Raw genomic sequence first — 17,526 nt, forward strand, 5'->3', positions numbered from 1 at the left:
CCCGCCCCCCGGGGGGCGCCAACCCCCGTGGGGGGATTCCGGGCGGCGCGAAAGTGGCTTTCGCGACACGCTCCGGCCGCACACGACCCTTGCGGGGCGCCACCGCCGGCCCAGCTGTCCGCCAAGGGCTCACTTCGAGACGAAGGTGCCCGATTAGGGCAATTTGGGCGGTAAGGCAAGGTGGCATGGTCGGTACAGGTGGCCGAAGGCTCCCACCACCGCATCAGACGCGACGAAGGGAGCCTTCACACCGCCGCCGGCCCCGCCCACGAGCACGACACGCTTGCCTTACCACCCACAAACCCATGAAAACTGTACATATCAGCATCAAGCGGACACCCAGCCCGGCAAGAATCGTCCTTTATGGACACACGGGGAAGGCGCAGGTCTTACAGGACACCGCCTAGGCGGTCTCGAACACCCTGAGCGCGGTCACGGCGTCCGGGGCCAGCGAAGTCGTGAGCGTTCCACCGGCAGCCAACGGCGTACGCGACCACCACTCACCCGAGGCGGCAGCCGACACCGGCCCGCCCACGACAAGGTCGGTCGCCAGCACCCGCCGTCCCGCCAGATGCGCGAGACTGGAGTCCAAAGTGGAGTCCCCGATCTCCAGCGTCTGCCGCAGCACCGGCACTTCACCTCGCGTCACGTGCTGCGTGGTCACCAAAGAGCCCGGCCGCTCACCGGCCCGCCCGAGCACCAGCACCTCCCGCGTATGCAAGAAGGCGTCAGACGCCAGAGCGGCCCGGAACTCGGCGGCGTGCCGGGCACGAGCGGTCACCACCGTCGGCTCCGGCAGATACTCCAGCGACCCGCCACCCTCCACGACAATGTCCACAAGGGACGAACTCCGCTCCCCGCGCGGCCCCGGCAACGCGATCGTCGCCGCGACCCCGGAAAGCCGCAGCGAAGCCCCGGTGCCGACGCGGATGGTCAGCTTCAGCTCGTCACCACCCAAGGGCGAGGTCGCCGAATTGACCAGGTGCACCACCGCCGTCACCCCGGCGCCCCGCTTGGGAAGGAGCGTGAGCGGCGCCATCGAACGCAGCTCACGCAGTACGGTCCGGCCGCCCTCGAAGCGGGCGGTCAGCCGCGCGTGTGCCTTCACCCCGCGCGGACCGGGAGGAGCGAGCGGACCCAGTCCGCCACCGCCGGAGCATTCGGAGTGTCCACAAGGGACTGAGTGATCACCGGCAGGTCACCCCGCATCCGGTGCGCGTCCGAGGTCATCACGTCCATGTCCGCGCCGACCAGATGCGCGATGTCGATCTTGTTGATCACCAGCAGATCCGCCGTCGTGACGCCGGGCCCGCCCTTGCGCGGCACCTTGTCGCCGCCGGCGACATCGACCACGAACACCTGGCTGTCGGCGAGTCCCCGGCTGAACACCGCGGTGAGGTTGTCCCCGCCGCTTTCGATGATCACCAGATCCAGCCCGGGGAACCGTTCCTCCAGCCGTTCGACGGCGTCGAGGTTCGCGGTGATGTCGTCACGGATCGCGGTGTGCGGGCACGCGCCGGTCTGCACGGCCTCGATCCGCTCCGGGTCGAGCACGCCCGCCTTGCGCAGGAAGTCGGCGTCCTCGGTGGTGTAGATGTCGTTCGTGACGACGGCGAGGTTCACCTCGTCGCCGAGCGCCCGGCACAGCGCCGCGGTGAGCGCGGTCTTCCCGCTCCCCACCGGCCCGCCGATCCCGATCCGGTACGCGCGCCCCGCGGTCGGCGCCTGCTCGTAGTGGTCGGGTTCCGCGGCGGTCGGGTCGAAATTGACCGGATGCACATGTCCGTGACCGTGACCATGCTCAGCTGGCAAAGAGACGCACCTCTTCCTGGTGATGCCGGGCGTGTGCCTCGGCGAACAGATCGAGCGCCGGAGAGCCCGGCGCCGGGAGATCGGCCGGATCGTCGCCCGCGACCTCGGCCGCGCGCAGGGAAACCTCCCGTACCTCCTTCGAGAGACGGGCGACGACCGCGTTGACGGCGAACGGGTCGAGACCGAGCAACCGCACGGCCGCGCTCGCGGGTCCGCTGATCGCGAGGTACGCCACCGCCATCGCCGCGTCGAAGGGCACCCCGATCAGCGCACCGGCGATCACCGGATGATGCGGGCGCGGGGTTTCCTTCAGCAGCTGGGAAAGCACCGCGGACGGCCACGCCGCCTTGCCCGCCCTCGCCGTCCCGCGACCTTGCGCGCGAGACGCCTCCCGCTGCGCGAGCGACGGCGTCCTGGCGTCGAGTTCGACGTCGAGCCGCCGCCAGTGTCCACTTCGGACGTTCCGCGCGGCGGCGTGCGCCGACGCGGCGGCGAACACCGCGGCGAGCGAACCGGCCGTGCGCAAGCGTCCGGACAGGAATCCCGGCAGGTCGCGCTCATGCGTGATCAGCTTCCGGGTGACACCCTCTTCGAGTCCGCCGGAATGGACGTGGCCGCCCCCGGGGAACCGGGAGTCGGCGAGGATGATCGCTGAAAGGTCCATCAGAACAAGAAATACCGTTGCGCCATGGGCAATTCGGTCACCGGCCGCGGCTCGATCAGATCGCCGTCGACGTGCACCGCGAAGCTGTCCGGATCCACCCGGATGTCCGGTGTCGCGTCGTTGAGCACCATGTCGGCCTTGCCCCGCGAGCGCGTGTCCGAGATCGGCACCAGCTTCCGCGTGATGCCGAACCGTTCCGCCACCCCGCCTTCCAGCGCTTCCGGCGCCACGAAATGGAAACTGCTCGCGGCGGCGACCACCGGAGCCGCGCCGAACATCGGCCGCGCGAGCACCGGCTGCGGCGTCGGGATGGACGCGTTCGCGTCGCCCATCGCCGCCCAAGCGGGGAAGCCGCCCTTGAGCACCACATGCGGGCGGATACCGAAGAACTTCGGCTCCCACAGCACGAGATCCGCGAGTTTCCCGATCTCCACCGACCCGATCTCGCGCTCCATCCCGTGCGCGATCGCGGGGTTGATCGTGTATTTGGCGACATAGCGACGAGCCCGCAGGTTGTCGGCCGCGCCGTCGCCGGGCAGGGCGCCCCGCCGCCGTTTCATCACGTGCGCGGTCTGCCAGGTCCGGATGATCACCTCGCCGATGCGGCCCATCGCCTGCGAATCGGAGCTCATCATGGAGATCGCGCCGAGATCGTGCAGGACGTCCTCGGCCGCGATGGTCGTCGGCCGGATCCGGCTTTCGGCGAACGCCAGATCCTCGGGCACCGACGGGTTCAGGTGGTGGCAGACGACGAGCATGTCGAGATGCTCGTCGAGGGTGTTCGCGGTGTGCGGGCGGGTCGGGTTCGTCGACGACGGCAGGATATTGGGCAGCCCGGCGACCTGGATGATGTCCGGCGCGTGCCCGCCGCCCGCGCCTTCGGTGTGGTACGCGTTGATCGAGCGACCCCGGACGGCGTCCACTGTGGACTCCAGAAAGCCTGCTTCGTTCAGGGTGTCGGTGTGGATCGCCACCTGGACCCCGGATTCGTCGGCCACGGTCAGGCACGCGTCGATCGCGGCCGGGGTGCTGCCCCAGTCTTCGTGCAGTTTGAACCCGCCCGCGCCGGCGGCGAGCTGTTCGCGCAGCGCCTCGTGCCGGACGGTGTTCCCCTTGCCCAGCAACAGGACGTTGACCGGCTGGCCGTCCATCGCCTGCAGCATCCGGCCGAGGTTCCACGCGCCGGGCGTGACGGTGGTGGCCTTGCTGCCTTCGGCCGGGCCGGTCCCGCCGCCGACGAGGGTGGTGAGGCCGGACGCCAGCGCGGTCTCGGTCAGCTGCGGGCAGATGAAGTGGACGTGGCAGTCGATCCCGCCCGCGGTGAGGATCTTCCCGTTGCCGGACAGCACCTCCGTCGACGGGCCGATGACCAGCGCCGGGTCCACGCCGTCCATGGTGTCCGGATTGCCCGCCTTGCCGATCCCGACGATCCGGCCGTCGCGGACGCCGACGTCGGCCTTGATGATCCCCCAGTGGTCGAGAATCACGGCGCCGGTGATGATCAGATCCGGCGCGCCTTCGGCCCGGGTCGCCATCCCCTGGCCCATGGATTCGCGGATGACCTTGCCACCGCCGAACAACACTTCGTCACCGCTGCCGGACGGACCCATACTGCGGTCTTCGGTGACTTCGATCAGCAGATCGGTGTCCGCGAGGCGGATCCGGTCGCCGGTCGTCGGGCCGAACAGTTCGGCGTACCGCTCGCGATCGATCGACGGCATCAGGACCCCGTCCGCAATCCGGGCACCGCGCGGTTCCCGGCCAGCGGGACCAGGTCGACTTCGCGTTCGACGCCCGGTTCGAACCGCACGGAAGTCCCCGCGGGCACGTCGAGACGATGTCCTCGCGCGGCGTCACGATCGAATTCGAGCCCCGGATTCACCGCCGCGAAATGGTAGTGCGATCCGATCTGGACGGGCCGGTCGCCGAGGTTCCGCACGATCAGCCGGACCCGCGGCCTGCCCGGGTTCAGCTCGACCGGCGCGTCGCCGGTGATGATCTCCCCTGGTCGCACTCGCGGCCCTCCCTAGACGATCGGGTCGTGCACGGTGACGAGCTTCGTTCCGTCCGGAAAAGTGGCTTCGACCTGCACGGAATCGACCATTTCCGGCACTCCGTCCAGCACCTGCGCCCTGGAGAGCACCGAACGCCCGCTCGCCACGAGCTCGCTCACCGTCCGGCCGTCACGGGCACCTTCGAGAACGTGGTCGGTGATCAGCGCGACCGCCTCGGGGTAGTTCAGCAGGACCCCGCGTTCCAGGCGTTTGCGCGCCACGTCCGCCGCGACGTGGATGAGCAGTTTGTCCCGCTCCTGGGGGCTCAGGTGCATGGGAAAGGTCTATCACCGGAAACCGCCCGCCGCCGGTTCTCGAAACACAGGATTTACGTCGGCGTCCGGTACACGGAAAGTGAACGGCGCCGTAACTCTTCGCGTACGAGACCCGATTTAACTGAATCGTTCTCGTAATCGTGACCGAAAGCACCACATCTTTCGATTGCCCCAGGCCGCGACGTGGAGCAAAGTTTGTCCATCCGTGCGATGAGGCGCGCCTTCGCTGCGTGCATCCCGTCCACGCGTGAAACACAAAGCCGGGGAATGCGCATCGAAAGGTTTCACCACAGTGAGTGCCTCCACGATCAGCACCAAGCCGTCCGACCAGGTCGACGACGGTTTCCGACCGGGTCTCGAAGGTGTGGTCGCCTTCAAGACCGAAATCGCCGAGCCCGACCGTGACGGTGGCGCGCTGCGCTATCGCGGTGTCGACATCGAGGACCTCGCCGGCAAGGTGACCTTCGGTGATGTCTGGGGGCTTCTCGTCGACAGCCGCTTCGGCCACGGGCTACCGCCCGCCGAGCCGTTCCCGCTGCCGGTGCACACCGGTGACGTCCGCGTCGACGTCCAGGCCGCGCTGGCCATGCTCGCCCCGATCTGGGGTTACCGGCCGCTGCTCGACATCACCGACGACGAAGCGCGCGACCAGCTGGCCCGCGCCTCGGTGATGGCGCTTTCGTACGTCGCCCAGTCCGCTCGCGGCATCGGGCAGCCCGCCGTCCCGCAGACCCGGGTCGACGAGGCGAAGTCGATCACCGAACGGTTCATGGTCCGCTGGCGCGGCGAGCCCGACCCGGCCCACGTCAAGGCCATCGACGCATACTGGGTCTCGGCCGCCGAACACGGCCTCAACGCCTCCACCTTCACCGCCAGGGTGATCGCCTCGACCGGCGCCGACGTCGCCGCGGCGCTGTCCGGCGCGATCGGCGCCATGTCCGGCCCGCTGCACGGCGGCGCGCCGGCGCGGGTGCTGCCGATGATCGAAGAGGTCGAGAAGACCGGCGACGCGGTGGGCCTGGTCAAGGGCATCCTGGACCGCAAGGAACGGATGATGGGCTTCGGGCACCGCGTGTACCGCGCGGAGGACCCGCGGGCGCGCGTGCTGCGCCGCACCTGCCAGGAGCTCGGCGCGTCGCGCTACGAGGCCGCCGCGGAGCTGGAGCAGGTGGCGCTGAAGGAGCTGCGCGAGCGGCGTCCGGACCACCCGATCGAGACCAACGTCGAGTTCTGGGCGGCCGTGATCCTGGACTTCGCCGAGGTACCGCCCCATATGATGCCCGCGATGTTCAGCTCGGCGCGCACCGCCGGCTGGGCCGCGCACATCCTGGAGCAGAAGAAGACCGGGCGCCTCGTGCGGCCGTCGGCCAAGTACGTCGGGCCGGAGCCGCGTAAACCGGAGGACGTCGAAGGCTGGGACCTGGTCGCCAAGCAGTCCTGACAAGCGCTATGAAAGGTCCTTTCCTTGCAAATTTTGCAAGGAAAGGACCTTTCATAGCATCTGCGGGACCGAAGAATCGTGGACCGCGGTCGCCGAGAGCATGGCCGTGAGCTGATCGACCAGCCAGCCGTCCAGCACCTCGCGCGGCACCGCGCGCTCCTGCAGCCAGCTCAGCAGCGAGCCCTCCACCACCGCCGTCCAGCAGCGCAACGTCAGCAGGACCATAGGCGAGGGCTCCGACACTCCCAGCGCGTCGAGGATGAGTTCGACGGCGCGATTGCGGACCTCGTCGATCGCCGCGTCCGTCTCCGAAGTCGCGATAACCGAGCCGCTGCGCAACAGCGCGACATAACCCGCCCGGTAGTGATCGGCGACGTCGATCAACCCGCGGACGGCGGCCCGCAGCCGGGTTTCGGGCGGGCCTTCCTCGAGTCCGGCCAGGCCGTCGATGAGCCCTTCGGTGACCGTTTTCAGCGCCTCGACCTGCAGTTCCCGCAGGCTCGAGAAGTACCGGTAGAACAGCGGCCGCGAAACCTCGGCGCGGGCGATGATGTCGTCGACCGTGACGAGTTCGGGCGCGCGCGAGCCGAACAGGTCCAGCGCGGCGCGGATCAGGTCCTCGCGGCGCGCTTCCGGCGACATCCGGCGAGGGCGTCTGGTCACGGGGTGACGTCCAGTTTCGCCGCGGTCCGCAGCAGTCCGGGGGTGAGCCGGGAGAGGACGAGCGCGGCCTTGGCCTCCGGGGTCGACGGCTGGATCGCCTTGTCCTTCTCGACGGCGCGCAGGATGTCGCGCGCGACCTTCTCCGGGCCGAAACCGCGTTTCGCGTACAGCTTGCTGCTCGACTTCTGACGCCGCTTCTGTTCGATCTCGTCGACGCCGACGAAGCGCGTGGTACTGGTGATGTTCGTGTTCACGATGCCGGGGCAGATCGCGGTGACACCGATGTTCTCGGCGGCGAGCTCGGCCCGCAGGCAGACGCTCAGCGTCAGCACGGCGGACTTCGTGGTGGCGTAGGCGGAAAGGATCTTCGACGGCAGATAAGCGGCGGCCGAAGCGACGTTGACGATCTGGCCGCCTTCCGCCCGCTCGCGCATCTGCTCGGCGAAGACGCGGCAGCCGTGGATGACGCCCCAAAGGTTCACGTCGATGAGGCGTTCCCAGTCCTTGACCGTCGTGTCGAGGAACGGTCCGGACAGGCCGATCCCCGCGTTGTTGACGACGATGTCGGGGACTCCGAACTCCTCCCTGACCCGCTGGGCGAACTTCTCGACCGCCTCGGCGTCGGAAGAGTCCACTGTGTACTCGCCGACGGTGGCGCCCTTGTCCCGCAAGAGTTTCGCGGTATCCGCCGCAGCCGAACCGTTGATGTCGGTGATGACGAGGTCGGCGCCCTTGTCCGCGAACGCGAGCGCGGTCGCGCGGCCGATCCCGCTGCCGGCGCCGGTGACCACGACGAGCTTGTGCGCGAAACCGCCGGACCGGGCCCGCTTGAGCGCGCGGCTCTCCTCGCCGCCTTCGACGTGGTCGATCAGCTCGGCGGTGGCGTCGGCGATCACCTGGGGCTTCTCGCGGACCACCCAGTGCGTGCCGACGATCCGGCGCACTCGGAGGTCCGGCGCCCAGCGCTCGATCTCGGTCTGCAGCGGCGTGGTGACGAACTTGTCGCCGGTGGGCGCGAGCACCTGCACCGGGATTTCGGCAGGCCGTGGCCGCGGCCGGGACAGGCGGGTGAACATGTTGGCGCGGTAGAGGTTGAGGCCGTGCAGACCGTCCGAAGTGGACGGCGCGGCGGCCGCCGGGTCCATCCTGCCGATAAGCGCGCCCATCGCGCCGCTGCGCCAGAGCACCTGCGGGATCAGCGGGATCTGGAAGCCGAGGATGTAGGTCGAATGCGCCCACTGGACGAGCGCGTTCTTGAGCCGTTTCGGGTTCGGGCGCACCTGCGCGCGGAACCACGCGCCCGCGTGGTCGAGGCTCGGCCCGGAGATCGACGTGAACGACGCCAGCCGTCCGCGCAACCTGTCCCCGGTGACCGAATGCCAGGTCTGGATGGAGCCCCAGTCGTGTGCGAGCAGGTGGACCTTGCCGTCGGGCTGGACCTCGTCGACGACCGCGGCCAGGTCGTCGGACAGCTGGTCCAGTTTGTAGGACGCGCGTCCCGAAGGCTTGTCCGAACGGCCCGCGCCGCGGACGTCGTAGACGACGACCCGGTAGCGGCGTTCCAGCAGGGCGGCGATGCCGTCCCACATGGAGCCGTTGTCCGGGTAGCCGTGGACGAGCACCACCGTGGGCGCGTCGTCGACGCCGGTCACCCGGACCGAAAGGCGGACACCGTCGCTGGCCGTCACCCACTTGTGAGACATGGTGTCATGTTAGACAACTTGTCAATAAGCTCGCTTTTTCAGCGCCGCGCGGCCGATGGTCCACACGGTGTCGATCACGAGGACAAAGGTCCAGATCCGGCCGATGTTCAACAGCCAGTGACCACTGGAGTTCCAGTACCAGTCGGCAGGGTGAGGTCCGCCGAACAACGCTTCCACGGGCCAGTTGTAGCCGGCGAACGCCAGCGCCGCCTGCGCGACGACGTAGACCCCGGCATGAACCGCCCAGTTCCGGAGCGGGTTCGCGCGTTTGTTCGCCTCCTCCGTCACCGATTCGGCCGCTTGCGGACTCTCCCCGACCGTGCCAGGGGCCGGACTTTCCTTTTGTGACACCGTTTTTCGTGGTTCCACGGGAAACTCCGCAACTCCGACACGCCGTACGGCGCCACGAACCACGAACGATCCGAGAAGCAGGAGCGCCGCAGCACCGAAGCAGGCGACACGCCATCCGGCGTCCGAGCCGTAGAGCTGACCCGCCACGAAGGTGCCGATCGTCGCTCCGAGTAGCGTCGCGCTCTCGTAGATCCCCATCGCCCGGCCGAGGCTGAGCCCAGCCGCCTCGGCTACCACCGCCTGTTCCACCGGAATGGCCGCCGCGAACGCCGCGGCGGACAGCACCCACATGACCGCGAGCACCACCGGGCTCGGGGCGAAGGACAACCCGGCGGCGAAGACCGCGCTCGCCACCATCGCCAGCGCGAGCACTCGTGTCCGGCCGACCTTGCGGACGAAGCCGTGCAGGTGGTCCGGCAGCAGGCTGTACACGATGAAGCCGGGGATGAACACGGCGGCGATCTCGCCGAGTTGCAGTTGATGCCCGCGTTGCAGATGCATCAGGAGCAACAGGGCGACCCCTGCCTCGGCCATCGCGGTCAACGCGACGAGCGCGAGCATCGGGCGCATCCGCTTGCCCAGTTGCAGCAGCCGCGGCGCGCCTTCTTCCCGCACGGGCGCGGACTTCGCGTTCAGCAGGACCACCGCGGCCACCGCGCAGGCCGCCGCGCCGAGCCAGAACACGCCGCGGTAGTCGATCCAGGCGATGGCGCTCAACGCGACCACGAACGCGATCCACGTTCCGCCGCCCTCGGCCGCGAACAACTTGCCGAACGCGCCGTCGTCCCTCGCGAGCCCCTCCCCCACGCGGGCCCGCAACGCGACCCAGAACAGCGCGCCGCCAGCGCCGCCGAGAACCGCGGCCGAATAGGCGAACCCGATGCCCGGCGTCACCGCGTAGATCACAAAGGACAGTCCATAGAGGACAGCGCCGACGGCCGCGATCCGGCCACGGTCGAACCGGTCCGCGAGCGCGCCCGCGATCGGCCGGACCACGAACGACACCAGCGTCTCCAGTGCCGTCAGCGCCCCGACCTCGGCGGCCGACGCGCCGAGCTGGCTCCCCACCCACAACGGCAGAAGGAAATCGAGAACCTCGGCCGGGCCCTTGGTCAGCGCGGCGGCGAGCTGATTCTCCTCCGACCTTCGTTTCTGCGCGACTTCGTCCACCCCAGACCCCCTGTTCGAATACGGCCGTATTCTAAAGGCGCCGACCGGGCCCCGAGTCCTCCGAAAGTAGGATGCGCCAGTGCCGAAGATCGTCGACCGGGCCGAACGCCGCCGGGAGATCGCCGGCGCCCTCCTGCGCATCGTCGCGCGCGAAGGCGTCGAGGCCGTGAGCGTGCGCTCGGTCGCCGTCGAAGCCGGGATGTCCGCGGGCGCGGTGCAGAAGTACTTCTCCACCAAGGAAGATCTGTTCCGCTTCGCCCTCGACATGACCGGCGAGTTCCTGGAGCAGCGCTGGAACACCCTCGATCAGTCCGGCGATCTGCTCGACCTCCTGCTGCGTTTGCTGGTCGAGGCGATGCCGCTCGACGAGCAGCGCCGCGCGGAGGTGATCGTCATCAACGCCTTCACCGCCCGGGCCGCCGTCCGGCCGTCGTGGGCCGAGTTCATCCGCACGGGCTACGACGAACTCGCGGAAATCACCACCCAGTACCTCTCGAAAGCGCAGTCGGCGGGCCATGTCCGCGACGACCTCGCGGCCTCCGACCTTGCCGATGCCGTACTCGCCCTCTCCGACGGCTTCGCGAACCGGATGCTCACCTCGGCCGACCCAGCCGCGCTCCTGCCTTCCTTCGAAACCTCCGTACGCACCCTCCTGACTCCCCGCATTTAGTCCTCTGAATGCGGTAGTTGCGTGTGCAAGGACCGCATTCAGAGGACTAAATGCTGAGAGGGCGGTGACACCGGTGTCCACCGATCGGTTGACAGCCGGGTTCAGTCCAGCGGACGTCCCGTGAACCCCCGCCCGCACAGCACGATCGAGGGATGAAAGCGGCAGTGAGAGTGCGCGGCCTGCGCAAGGAGTACCCGGGCCACACCGCCGTCGGGGGTATCGACCTCGACATCGAGCAGGGCGAGGTGTTCGCGCTGCTCGGCCCCAACGGGGCGGGCAAGACGACGACGGTCGAGATCCTGGAGGGCCACCGCAAGCGGACCGAGGGCGAGGTCGATGTGCTCGGCGAGGATCCCGGCACCGCAGGCCGGGCCTGGCGGGCGCGGCTCGGGATCGTGTTGCAGACGGCCAACGACGCCGCCGAGCTCACCGTCGCCGAGACGGTCCGGCATTTCGCCCGCTACTACCCGGATCCCCGCGACACCGAAGAAGTGATCGAGCAGGTCGGCCTGACCGAGAAGTCGAGCACCCGCGTCAAAAGTCTTTCCGGCGGGCAACGACGTCGCGTGGACGTCGCGCTCGGGATCATCGGCGGGCCCGAGCTGGTTTTCCTCGACGAGCCGACGACGGGATTCGATCCGGCGGCCCGGCGCCAGTTCTGGGAGCTGATCAGGGGTCTCGCCCGCGAAGGCACCACGATCCTGCTCACCACCCACTATCTCGACGAGGCCGAGGCGCTGGCCGATCGCGTCGCGGTCATCACGCGCGGGGAGATCGTCGCCGAAGGGACACCGCAGACGCTCGGCGGCCGGGCGACAGCGGAGGCCACCGTCCGCTGGACCGACGAGCGCGGCGGCCACCAGGAGCGCACCCACTTCCCGGCCAAGCTGATCCGCGAGCTTTCCGCCGACGGCCACGAGCCGTCCGAGCTGACCGTCCACCGCCCCACTCTCGAAGACACCTACCTCGATCTGATCGGAGAAGCCCGATGAGCACGCTGCCCCTCCCGGGCACCTTCTCGCTCGGTCTGGTCCGGGGCGCCGCGGAGGTCAAACAGTTCTTCCGCATCCGGGAGCAGGTGATCTTCACCTTCGCGTTTCCGTCGCTGCTGATGATCCTGCTCGGCTCGATGCTGAACTCCTCGATGCCCGGCATGGCGATCACCACCGGCCAGGTGCTGGCCGCGGGCATGATCGGCTCCGGCATCGTCTCGACGTCGTTCAACAGCGTCGGGATCAACCTCGCGTCCGATCGCGAGCTCGGCGCGCTGAAACGGCTACGCGGCACGCCGATGCCCGCGGCGTCCTACTTCGTCGGCAAGATCATCCTGGTCGGCTTCACCAGCATCGCGCAGGTGGTCCTGATGTCGATCGTGGGCAGCCTGCTGTTCGACCTGGAACTGCCGACCGACCCGGCCAGACTCCTGACCGCGCTGTGGGTCTTCCTCCTCGGCATCACCGGCTGCACGTTGCTGGGGATCGCGCTCGGCTCCGTCACCAGGACGGTCAGCGGCGCGGTCGCGGTGACCAACCTGATCTACATCGCGCTGCAGTTCATCTCCGGGGTGTTCGTCACGCCGATCACCACTCTTCCGAAGGTTATGGTCGACATCGCTTCGTTCTTCCCGGTGAAATGGATCTGCCAGGGCTTCCGCTCGGTGTTCCTGCCGTCCGAAGCCGCGACCCAGGAAATGGCGGGAACATGGGAACTTCCGACGGTGGCGCTGGTACTGACGGCGTGGTGCGCCGCGGGGTTGCTGCTGGCGAAGCTGACGTTCCGCTGGTCGAACGAGGGCAGGTGAACGCTTGGGAGCGGTTCTACTGGCTCTGGGAAGTCCTGTTCGGGGTCACCTTCGTCGCGACGACGGCCTTGGTACTCCTCGAAGACGAGGCGACGACGGGCAAGACCGTCGCGCTCCTGTGCCTGGCGGGTCTTGGCCTGACCTACCTGGTCCGAGGGCGCCGCCTCATCAAGGGCCCGGACTACGACCACACGCCTTGGGTGTTCGCCGGGGCGATGATGCTCTTCACGCTCGGTGCCATCTTCGCCGCGGGCAACTCGAGCTTCATCCTCTTCCTGCTCTGCCCCGTGCTGTACATGACGATGCCGACGAAGGCCGCGTCGATCCTCACCACGGCGGCGGTGCTGTCGAGTCCGGCTTCCCTGCTCGTCCGGGGCGGGCTCGACGAGCAGCCGGTCCTGCTGCCGATGACGGCGATCCTGATCATCTTCAGCCTCCTCGCCGGCCGCTACACCACCCAGATCATCGAGCAGAGCAAGAGCAGGGCGGCACTGATCGACCAGCTGAAAGCCAGTCAGGCGGAGGTCTCCCGCCTCTCGCGGGAGGCGGGGACGGCCGCCGAACGCGAGCGCATGGCCCGCGAGATCCACGACACGCTCGCGCAGGGGTTCACCAGCATCGTCACGCTCACCCAGGCGATCGAGTCCGAAATGGACAGCGATCCGAAGGCGGCCCGCCGTCACCTGGAGCTCGCGGCCCGGACCGCGCGGGAGAACCTGGCGGAGGCGCGGGCGATGGTCGCGGCGCAGGGGCCGTCGGCGCTCGCCGCCGCTTCACTGGAAGAAGCCTTGCGCCGTCAGGTGGAACGGCTGACCGAGGAGACCGGGATCGAGGCATCGATCGATGTCGACGGCAAGCCGCCCTCGCTCCCGATGGCCACCGAAGTAGTCCTGCTGCGAGGAGCGCAGGAGGCGCTGAGCAATATCCGCAAGCACTCCCGCGCCACCTCGGCCGCACTCCGCCTGTCCACTATGGACGGACGGGTCCGGCTCGCCGTGACCGACGACGGCACGGGATTCGACCCCGCCGCGCCCACCGGCGGCTTCGGCCTGGCGGGGATGCGGGCGCGCACCGGCCAGGTCGGTGGCATCGTGACACTCAAGAGCGAACCCGGTGCGGGGACGACGCTGGAACTGGAGGTGCCCGCGTGATCACGATCATGCTGGTCGACGATCACCCCGTGGTGCGGGAAGGCCTGCGCGGCATGCTGGAGGCCGAGCCGGATCTGAGCGTCGTCGGGGAAGCGGGTTCCGGCGACGAGGCCGTCGCGCTGAGCCGGGTCAAGCAGCCGGACGTGATCCTGATGGATCTGCGGATGCCCGGTCTCGACGGCGTCGGCGCGACGCGGAAGATCCTCGCCGACCGGCCGGGCCAGCGGGTCGTCGTGCTCACCACCTACGAGACGGACGCGGACATCCTGCGCGCCGTCGAAGCGGGCGCCTCCGGATACCTGCTGAAGGACGCTTCGCGCGCGGAGCTCGCTGGTGCGATCCGTGCGGCGTCACGCGGCGAGACGGTCTTGGCGCCTTCGGTCGCCGGGAAGCTGGTGAACCGGGTGCGCAATCCGACGACATCACCGTTGTCGGCGCGCGAGATCGAGGTACTGCGGCTTGTGGCACAGGGAAGCACGAACGCCGACATCGGCCGGGCGCTCCACATCAGCGAGGCGACGGTCAAGACCCACCTGCTGCGCGTGTTCGGCAAACTGGACGTTTCGGACCGCACGGCCGCGGTGACCACCGCTATGCGACTGGGCCTGCTCGGGTAGGCAGAATGCGTCCCATGCTTGCCTCGACCGAATTGGCGCTGCTGCGCCGCCTCGCGCACGAGCAATCCTCGTGCCGCGCCCCGTCCATCGTCGCCGCCGTCGTCCGCGACGGCGAACTCGCCTGGTCCGGAGGGCGCGGGCGGGTCGACGGCGAGACCCCGGGCGCCGACACGCAGTACCGGCTCGGCTCGATCACCAAGACACTCGTCGCGACGGCCGTCATGCGGCTGCGCGACGAAGGCAAGCTCGACCTCAACGATCCGCTGGAGCGACACCTGCCGGGCACCGCGTTCGGCTCGGCCACCATCGCGCAACTGCTGTCGCACACCTCGGGCCTGACCGCCGAATCGCCCGGCTCCTGGTGGGAGCGCACGGCCGGCGCCGACTGGGACGCGCTGGTCGAGAGCCTCAAGGACGGCGCGACGCGACTGCGGCCGGGCAGCAAGTTCCACTACAGCAACGTCGGCTACGGCGTGCTCGGCGAGCTGGTCGCCCGGCATCGTGGACAGTCCTGGCTCGACGTCGTCCGCGCCGAGATCCTCGGCCCGCTCGGCATGACCAGGACGTCGCCGCATCCCGAAGGAGCGCACGCGAGCGGATTCGCCGTGCACCCCTTCGCCGATCTCCTCATGCCGGAGCCGTCGCCGGACGCGGGCGCGATGGCCCCCGCCGGGCAGCTGTGGTCGACGATCACCGACCTCGCCCGCTGGACGTCCTTCCTCGGCGGCCACACCGGCGGCGTGCTCAGCGAGCAGACCGTCGCGGAGATGCGCGAAATGGTCACCGTGGACGACGGCGACGCCTGGACCACCGGCTTCGGCCTCGGCGTCATGCTGATCCGCACGGAGGGCAGGCGGCTGGCCGGGCACACCGGGTCGATGCCGGGGTTCCTCGCCTGTTCGCTGGTCGACGCGAACGCCGGCATCGGCGCGCTCGTGCTGACGAACTCGACGGCGGGCGTCGGCATCACGCAGCTCTGCCTCGACCTGATGAAGCTGACCGAACAGCACGAGCCGTCCATGCCCGCCGAATGGCAACCGTCCACTGTGGACCCGAAGTTGCTGGAGCTGACCGGGTTGTGGCACTGGGGCCCGACGCCGTACCACCTGCGGCTGCTCCCGGGCGGCCTGTTCTCCCTCGCGCCGGCCGACGGCCCCGGGCGCGCTTCACGGTTCGCGCCGGTGGGCGAGGACACCTGGGTCGGGCTCGACGCCTACTACGCGGGCGAAACGCTGCGGGTCGGACGGGACTCGGCGGGGAAGCCGAACCATCTCGACCTCGCGACGTTCATCTTCTCGCGGACGCCGTTCGACCCGGCCGCGCCCATCCCCGGCGGCGTCGACCCCGAGGGCTGGCGCTGACCGGTCCGGCGGTCGTGAGTGGCGATTCGGGTTAGGGCGAACCACGTCTTGAGTACCTACTGCGGGGGCCCGCTGGTGAAGTGGCCCGCCGGACGTTGCGAAAGTGGCTTTCGCAACGTCGGCCGTGGCCAGGTAGGTACCCAAGACACCCTGGTTAGAACACGAATCGCCACTCACGACCACGTCAAGCGGCCGGCGTGTGCCCCACCGCGACACCGACGGCCGCGATGAAGTTGCGGGCGATGCGCTTGCCCTCACCCCAGTCGACGAAGCCGAACTTGAGGCTCGTCTGGATCGCCAGCCCCGAACCCTCCGTCGTCCGCTCGACCTTCACCGTGACCGTCTGGCCGTAGCTGAGCCAGCCGATTTTGGTCGAGAAGGTGACGTAGCCCGCTGCCGCGTCGTAATACGGGGCCTGCCCCTTGACCGCGTCGACGCCGTGGGGGAGGGCCTGCCACAACGCCTCGGGGGCCACCGGGAATCGTTCGTGCACTGTCGCCATGAGGCGAGAAGCTACCCGGCGGTCGGCGCCGTGGGGAGCCGGTCCGCGGATCCCACATGCCGGACACGCCGCACCGACTTTCAGCAGGGTCGTCCCGACCTGAGAGACTGGGCGCATGACCGACGCACCTGAGTTGACCCTCCCCGCGGACCTGAAGCCTGCCGATGGCCGCTTCGGCTGCGGACCGTCCAAGGTCCGTGACGAGCAGCTCGCCAACCTGGCGAAATCCGGTGCCACCTACCTCGGCACCTCGCACCGTCAGAAGCCGGTGAAGTCCCTCGTCGGCCGCGTGCGTGCGGGTCTGTCCGAATTGTTCTCCCTGCCCGACGGCTACGAAGTGGTCCTCGGCAACGGCGGGACGACCGCATTCTGGGACGCCGCCGCGTTCGGCCTCGTGCGGGAACGTGCGCAGCACTTCACCTACGGCGAGTTCTCCTCGAAGTTCGCCACGGTGACCAAGGGCGCCCCCTTCCTCGCCGACCCGATCGTCGTCAAGGCCGACCCTGGCAGCGCGCCCGAGATCGCCTACGAAGCGGGCGCCGACCTGGTCGGCTGGGCGCACAACGAGACCTCGACCGGTGTCGCGGTGCCGGTTCGCCGCCCTGAAGGCAGCGAAGGTGCCCTCGTCGCCATCGACGCGACCTCCGGCGCGGGTGGCCTGCCGGTCAAGGCCGAAGACTTCGACGTCTACTACTTCGCACCCCAGAAGTCCTTCGCCTCCGACGGTGGCCTCTGGATCGCGCTGGCCTCGCCGGCCGCGGTCGAGCGCATCGGCGAGATCGGCGCGAGCGACCGCTGGATCCCCGAGTTCCTGTCGCTGACCACGGCGCTCGACAACTCCCGCAAGGACCAGACGTACAACACCCCGGCGGTGTCGACGCTGTTCCTGCTGGCCGACCAGATCGAGTGGATGAACTCGAACGGCGGTCTCGAGTGGACCACCTCGCGCACCCGCGACTCGTCGACCCGGCTGTACGAGTGGGCCGAGAAGACCAGCTACACGACGCCGTTCGTCAGCGACCCCTCGCTGCGCTCGCAGGTCGTCGGCACCATCGACTTCGCCGACGAGGTGGACGCCGCCGCGGTGGCGAAGGTGCTGCGCGCCAACGGGATCGTCGACACCGAGCCGTACCGGAAGCTCGGCCGCAACCAGCTGCGCGTCGGCCTGTTCCCGGCCATCGACCCGGACGACATCACGAAGCTGACCCAGAGCATCGAGTACGTCGTCGAGCGCCTGGGCTGAGCTAGCTTTCCGTGAAGGCCTCCTTGAGGGACCCAGAGTCCCTCAAGG

The 17,526-nt window shown here is 69.0% G+C and carries 18 protein-coding genes; 8 read left to right on the forward strand and 10 right to left on the reverse strand.

Annotated elements, in window-relative coordinates; all coding sequences use genetic code 11:
- Positions 1-403: 403 nt before the first annotated feature.
- Genes ACFVM3_RS39095 through ACFVM3_RS39120 form a run of 6 tightly spaced genes read right to left on the reverse strand, consistent with a single transcriptional unit; the run spans position 404 to position 4,805 of the window.
- A complete protein-coding gene (locus tag ACFVM3_RS39095) occupies positions 404-1,108 on the reverse strand; it encodes an urease accessory protein UreD (RefSeq protein ID WP_378444860.1) in 705 nt (234 codons plus the stop codon).
- A complete protein-coding gene (gene ureG, locus ACFVM3_RS39100) occupies positions 1,105-1,812 on the reverse strand; it encodes an urease accessory protein UreG (RefSeq protein WP_378444861.1) in 708 nt (235 codons plus the stop codon). Before ureG ends, ACFVM3_RS39095 begins: the two co-directional genes overlap by 4 nt.
- Positions 1,802-2,476 (reverse strand): urease accessory protein UreF, encoded by a 675-nt coding sequence (locus ACFVM3_RS39105; protein WP_378444862.1) that lies wholly within the window; start codon positions 2,474-2,476, stop codon positions 1,802-1,804. Before ACFVM3_RS39105 ends, ureG begins: the two co-directional genes overlap by 11 nt.
- Positions 2,476-4,197 (reverse strand): urease subunit alpha, encoded by a 1,722-nt coding sequence (locus tag ACFVM3_RS39110; RefSeq protein ID WP_378444863.1) that lies wholly within the window; start codon positions 4,195-4,197, stop codon positions 2,476-2,478. Before ACFVM3_RS39110 ends, ACFVM3_RS39105 begins: the two co-directional genes overlap by 1 nt.
- Positions 4,197-4,490: an urease subunit beta gene (locus tag ACFVM3_RS39115; RefSeq protein ID WP_378444864.1), complete on the reverse strand. Its 294-nt coding sequence runs from the start codon at positions 4,488-4,490 to the stop codon at positions 4,197-4,199. The genes ACFVM3_RS39110 and ACFVM3_RS39115 overlap by 1 nt, the downstream gene beginning before the upstream one ends.
- Before the next feature lie 12 nt (positions 4,491-4,502).
- Entirely contained in the window at positions 4,503-4,805 is a 303-nt protein-coding gene (locus tag ACFVM3_RS39120; RefSeq protein ID WP_007033324.1) for an urease subunit gamma, read from the reverse strand.
- Positions 4,806-5,097: 292 nt separating this feature from the next.
- Between ACFVM3_RS39120 and ACFVM3_RS39125 the strand changes: the two genes are divergently transcribed.
- Complete coding sequence (locus ACFVM3_RS39125) at positions 5,098-6,246, forward strand: citrate synthase 2 (RefSeq protein WP_125683991.1); 1,149 nt, start codon at positions 5,098-5,100, stop codon at positions 6,244-6,246.
- 51 nt (positions 6,247-6,297) lie between these two features.
- Here the strand turns inward: ACFVM3_RS39125 and ACFVM3_RS39130 are convergent, their stop codons facing one another.
- From ACFVM3_RS39130 to ACFVM3_RS39140, 3 genes are read right to left on the reverse strand one after another with little or no spacing between them, the layout of a single operon-like run.
- Entirely contained in the window at positions 6,298-6,888 is a 591-nt protein-coding gene (locus ACFVM3_RS39130; RefSeq protein ID WP_378444873.1) for a TetR/AcrR family transcriptional regulator, read from the reverse strand.
- Positions 6,889-6,905: 17 nt separating this feature from the next.
- Positions 6,906-8,597 (reverse strand): SDR family oxidoreductase, encoded by a 1,692-nt coding sequence (locus ACFVM3_RS39135; RefSeq protein ID WP_378444874.1) that lies wholly within the window; start codon positions 8,595-8,597, stop codon positions 6,906-6,908.
- Positions 8,598-8,633: 36 nt separating this feature from the next.
- Positions 8,634-10,133, reverse strand: a complete 1,500-nt coding sequence (locus ACFVM3_RS39140; RefSeq protein WP_378444865.1) for an MFS transporter — start codon at positions 10,131-10,133, stop codon at positions 8,634-8,636.
- Between the two features lie 79 nt (positions 10,134-10,212).
- Between ACFVM3_RS39140 and ACFVM3_RS39145 the strand changes: the two genes are divergently transcribed.
- From ACFVM3_RS39145 to ACFVM3_RS39170, 6 genes are all read left to right on the forward strand, one after another.
- Positions 10,213-10,803 (forward strand): TetR/AcrR family transcriptional regulator, encoded by a 591-nt coding sequence (locus tag ACFVM3_RS39145; RefSeq protein WP_378444866.1) that lies wholly within the window; start codon positions 10,213-10,215, stop codon positions 10,801-10,803.
- Between the two features lie 152 nt (positions 10,804-10,955).
- Positions 10,956-11,795: an ABC transporter ATP-binding protein gene (locus ACFVM3_RS39150; protein ID WP_378444867.1), complete on the forward strand. Its 840-nt coding sequence runs from the start codon at positions 10,956-10,958 to the stop codon at positions 11,793-11,795.
- Positions 11,792-12,604 (forward strand): ABC transporter permease, encoded by an 813-nt coding sequence (locus ACFVM3_RS39155; RefSeq protein ID WP_378444868.1) that lies wholly within the window; start codon positions 11,792-11,794, stop codon positions 12,602-12,604. Before ACFVM3_RS39150 ends, ACFVM3_RS39155 begins: the two co-directional genes overlap by 4 nt.
- Entirely contained in the window at positions 12,601-13,755 is a 1,155-nt protein-coding gene (locus tag ACFVM3_RS39160) for a sensor histidine kinase (RefSeq protein ID WP_378444869.1), read from the forward strand. The genes ACFVM3_RS39155 and ACFVM3_RS39160 overlap by 4 nt, the downstream gene beginning before the upstream one ends.
- Positions 13,752-14,372, forward strand: a complete 621-nt coding sequence (locus ACFVM3_RS39165; protein ID WP_378444870.1) for a response regulator — start codon at positions 13,752-13,754, stop codon at positions 14,370-14,372. Before ACFVM3_RS39160 ends, ACFVM3_RS39165 begins: the two co-directional genes overlap by 4 nt.
- A gap of 14 nt (positions 14,373-14,386) precedes the next feature.
- Complete coding sequence (locus tag ACFVM3_RS39170) at positions 14,387-15,733, forward strand: serine hydrolase domain-containing protein (RefSeq protein WP_378444871.1); 1,347 nt, start codon at positions 14,387-14,389, stop codon at positions 15,731-15,733.
- A 184-nt stretch (positions 15,734-15,917) separates the two neighbouring features.
- Here ACFVM3_RS39170 and ACFVM3_RS39175 read toward each other — a convergent pair whose 3' ends face one another.
- Positions 15,918-16,235 carry a hypothetical protein gene (locus ACFVM3_RS39175; RefSeq protein WP_378444872.1) on the reverse strand — a complete coding sequence of 106 codons (318 nt, stop codon included), beginning with the start codon at positions 16,233-16,235 and terminating at the stop codon, positions 15,918-15,920.
- Positions 16,236-16,350: 115 nt separating this feature from the next.
- On the opposite strand from ACFVM3_RS39175, the gene serC reads away from it, so the two are divergent.
- A complete protein-coding gene (serC, locus tag ACFVM3_RS39180; protein ID WP_257484074.1) occupies positions 16,351-17,478 on the forward strand; it encodes a phosphoserine transaminase in 1,128 nt (375 codons plus the stop codon).
- The last annotated feature ends 48 nt before the right edge of the window (positions 17,479-17,526 follow it).

Origin of the sequence: Amycolatopsis sp. NPDC057786, from assembly GCF_042797905.1 — a bacterium.
Taxonomy (GTDB): Bacteria; Actinomycetota; Actinomycetes; order Mycobacteriales; family Pseudonocardiaceae; genus Amycolatopsis.

Bases quoted from the DNA above. Each gene is read 5' to 3' on its own strand.
- serC (WP_257484074.1), top strand. From the start codon at position 16,351: ATGACCGACGCACCTGAGTTGACCCTCCCCGCGGACCTGAAGCCTGCC.
- ACFVM3_RS39170 (WP_378444871.1), top strand. From the start codon at position 14,387: ATGCTTGCCTCGACCGAATTGGCGCTGCTGCGCCGCCTCGCGCACGAG.
- ACFVM3_RS39120 (WP_007033324.1), bottom strand. From the start codon at position 4,805: ATGCACCTGAGCCCCCAGGAGCGGGACAAACTGCTCATCCACGTCGCG.
- ACFVM3_RS39155 (WP_378444868.1), top strand. From the start codon at position 11,792: ATGAGCACGCTGCCCCTCCCGGGCACCTTCTCGCTCGGTCTGGTCCGG.
- ACFVM3_RS39175 (WP_378444872.1), bottom strand. From the start codon at position 16,235: ATGGCGACAGTGCACGAACGATTCCCGGTGGCCCCCGAGGCGTTGTGG.
- ACFVM3_RS39105 (WP_378444862.1), bottom strand. From the start codon at position 2,476: ATGGACCTTTCAGCGATCATCCTCGCCGACTCCCGGTTCCCCGGGGGC.
- ACFVM3_RS39110 (WP_378444863.1), bottom strand. From the start codon at position 4,197: ATGCCGTCGATCGATCGCGAGCGGTACGCCGAACTGTTCGGCCCGACG.
- ACFVM3_RS39150 (WP_378444867.1), top strand. From the start codon at position 10,956: ATGAAAGCGGCAGTGAGAGTGCGCGGCCTGCGCAAGGAGTACCCGGGC.
- ACFVM3_RS39130 (WP_378444873.1), bottom strand. From the start codon at position 6,888: ATGTCGCCGGAAGCGCGCCGCGAGGACCTGATCCGCGCCGCGCTGGAC.